This window comes from Hwanghaeella sp. 1Z406, assembly GCF_048892425.1.
Taxonomy (GTDB): domain Bacteria; phylum Pseudomonadota; class Alphaproteobacteria; order UBA8366; family Aestuariispiraceae; genus Pacificispira.
In genome coordinates this window covers 1-3,124 of the sequence record NZ_JBLZHU010000020.1, presented here as the reverse complement: position 1 = coordinate 3,124, position 3,124 = coordinate 1, and the positions used below count along the sequence as shown (strand labels likewise).

The following is a 3,124-nucleotide window of genomic DNA, read 5'->3' as shown; positions in this document are numbered from 1 at the left end:
TACAAGGACCCCCCTCTTGGGTTTCCGAATGTTCAAAACCAGAAAAGAAAGAGCGCACGCTAGCGCGTGCTTGTTCCGACGCTGCGCGCCGGGGCCGCTTTGGGTTTTAGGGACGGGTAGACAGAAAGGGAGGGGCAGGCTCAGAGCCTGCCCCTCTTTTGTGGCGGGTGCGGAGCCAGACTGAGAGAGCTTACGCTCTGTGTCTGTCTGGACCGCATCCGTCCCCAAAATCCCTGACGGCGCGGCCAGCCCCGCCAGGGCAAAACTTGTGGAAAGGCTCAACCCCATCGCCTTACGCCACTTCCGACGTATGGCTGACCATCTTGGAATCCGCCCATTCGATCAGTTGGCGGCGGCGATAGCGGATAGACCGGCCAGAGACCTTTACGAAACGGGGACCGCCGCCTCGTACTCGCCAATTCTGCAAAGCCCGGATTGTGTATCCGAGAAATTCGGCGGCTTCTTGTTCATTGATAAGCCTGTCCAAATAGGACGAGTCTTTGATATTCAAATTGTCGTTTAACATTTTGGTACCTTCCTAGTGATTGGCATGCGCCCGAATGCGCTTACCTCTTGACCGGAAGATGTCCTCTTTCAAAAAGTCTTAATAGTCCCTACGATTTCTTAATAATCAGTTGGGTAAATCCTTCTGATTTATTTTTGTTAAATATCAGCGTGTTACTATTGAAAAAAAGTTACGTAAGACAAATCATGTGGGTCTAATCAGATGGTTTTTTACCTTTCGGTCGCCCTCCTTTTGTGTGGGTCCCAGGCGCAGAGGTTTTCCAAGCAGTCTTGAATAGTTCACCTGATAGCCTTGGAAACTGCGTTTGTGCCAGTTTCCGAATGCCATCTTTTCGGAGGTTCGGATTCTCGGAAATAGATTTTTGTATAAAGGCCCCGACTTGCTCTAGCAGACTTGGATCGGGTATTGGCCTGCTAGAAGGAATCAGAACTTCTACATCCTGTAGCCAATTCTCGAATTGCGTCTTTTCAATCGATACTGGGCCACGCCTACGGCCATAGCGTTGAGGTGCCCTAACCATCGAGAGGCCTATATTTAAATGGAAGCCTGGTTCTTTAGACCAAGCTCCTAGTTCCATAATTGTGTAAAGACCACAAAAAAGATTTAGGTCTTTCTTTATGGCAGCATCCCATAAAGTATTGTGAACTCGTTCGCGGCGATCAAATCTCGCTTGGTCAGTTTCTAGCGTATCAAAGTTGTTTGGCAGCTTGCGGAGTTCTTCATACAGCGTGTCTTTTTTTACCTGAAGTGCCGCCGCTTGATGGCTAAACTTATCCTGTTCCGCTCGGTCGAGTGCCAAGCTAAACTTCACTCTCAATGGGGCAATCTCCAATTCAAGTTGCTCAATCTGATCTCTCAATCGTCTATGACGTTCTTTAAGCGAGTTGATTCCATTTGAAGGTCGTGCCCATGCTTCGTGACCGTCCCAGTCGTCTCCAAATATCTTAATGCCTAGGAGGTCGAATGCTTGGAGTAGCATATAGCGATTATGAAATTCGAGATACGTTATCATGAGTAGTTCGTGCCTAAGGGACGGTTTGCAGACTTAGCGTACCTTCTTCCTTAGGGTGAATAAACCGTTGAGCGTAAGATAGATAAATTGGACGAAACTCGTCTCTAACGCTATCGGCGTAGTGCGTCCCTTAGAGACTGTGAGTAGACCCTTCATAAGTATGGGCTATGGTCCAAGTTTTCTTAGCTAAGGAAACGAAGCCTTAGGCTTTTAAGCATGGTCCCTATGTACGTAGGGTTAGCTATTGCCCCCACCCATAAGCCTAGCCAATTCCCCCGATATCCGATCCGCTGATACCTGTACAGGATCATCGGCAAGATGGGCATAGCGCGCTGTGGTCTGCACCTGGGAATGACCTAAAAGCTTTCCGATCATAGGAAGGCTCTCTCCCATCCCTACGGCACTGGATGCAAAGGAGTGCCTTAGGTCATGGATACGAAGGTCGTCTAATCCCGCTCTCCTACGTATGCGACGCCAAGGCCGCTGCATGTCGGTTAGATGCGTGCCTGGGAGCTTTCCCGTAACTACGTAGGGATTATCATCAAAGCGCTCGATTTTTCCTAGGGCTTCCAGCGCGGCTGGTCCCAGGTAAACACTCTTCGCCCCGGTCTTGGAATCGGGGAGCCTTAAACGGTTCCCCTGTACATAGGACCATTGTAAAGTCTGTATCTCGCTAAGGCGGCATCCCGTAAGGATGAGAAGCCGGATACAGTGGATCGGGGGCAGGGGCTCCTCACCCGATGCCTCTAGTTCATTTAGCGTCTGTCCCAACCGTATGAGTTCCTCAGTAGAGAGATAGCGCTCCCGCTTCTTCTCCTCATACTTCTTCACATGGCGGCATGGATTCGACCCGTCTGGACGAAGGCCCCACACTTCGGCCTGGTTAAACATGACGGACAAGACGCCAAGAGTTCTATTCGCCTGATACGATATCTCCCTATGGGCATGGTGAAGGTCTGCAATGTCCGAGCGTTCAATCTCTGCCACCTTCATCTTGCCCAGACGCGGCTTGATGAAGAGATCGATATTCCGTCGATACTCTTTCGCCGTGGATGCCTTACAGTGAGACGGGACATACTCATCCATAAACCGTTCGCACAGTTCCTCGACTGTAGGGGCCACACGCTTGCGCTTGGCATCGCCTGAGGGGTTCGCCCCCCGGGCAACCGATGCCAATAGCTCACGGGCTTCCTTACGGGCATCTTCTGCGGTAACGACGCCATGCTTGCCCAATCCCTTGCGCCGGGTGCGCCCACCACTGTCTCTGTACTGTATCAGATAGACCTTGCGACCCGTTGGCCAGACACGAAGGCCAAATCCCGGCATATCCTCATCCCAGACAAAATACTCCTTCTCACCTGGCGAAAGGGTATCAACGGTGCGTTTGCTAAGACGGGTCATAGTGCTTCCTTTATCAAAACAGGAAGCATATAGGAAGCAAGTGAGAGCGAAATGCAAGACCGTTGAGAGTCAGTGAGCGAATATAAAACAGAAAATATACTATATTTAACAATGATATATGACTATATAGAGAATATCAGCGTATCCCAGAGGACCCCTAAAAAACTAACTCATAACCTGAAGGT

General features: G+C 50.1%; 3 protein-coding genes. All 3 read right to left on the bottom strand.

Annotation, left to right across the window (positions count from 1 at the left end):
- Positions 1 to 292: 292 nt before the first annotated feature.
- Positions 293 to 526 carry a helix-turn-helix transcriptional regulator gene (locus ACOSDR_RS20160; RefSeq protein ID WP_420726107.1) on the bottom strand — a complete coding sequence of 78 codons (234 nt, stop codon included), beginning with the start codon at positions 524 to 526 and terminating at the stop codon, positions 293 to 295.
- A gap of 193 nt (positions 527 to 719) precedes the next feature.
- Entirely contained in the window at positions 720 to 1,538 is an 819-nt protein-coding gene (locus tag ACOSDR_RS20155; RefSeq protein ID WP_420726108.1) for a hypothetical protein, read from the bottom strand.
- Positions 1,539 to 1,775: 237 nt separating this feature from the next.
- The gene (locus tag ACOSDR_RS20150) at positions 1,776 to 2,939 is read right to left on the bottom strand and encodes a tyrosine-type recombinase/integrase (protein ID WP_420726109.1); all 1,164 of its coding nucleotides are present in this window, start codon (positions 2,937 to 2,939) and stop codon (positions 1,776 to 1,778) included.
- Positions 2,940 to 3,124 lie beyond the last annotated feature (185 nt).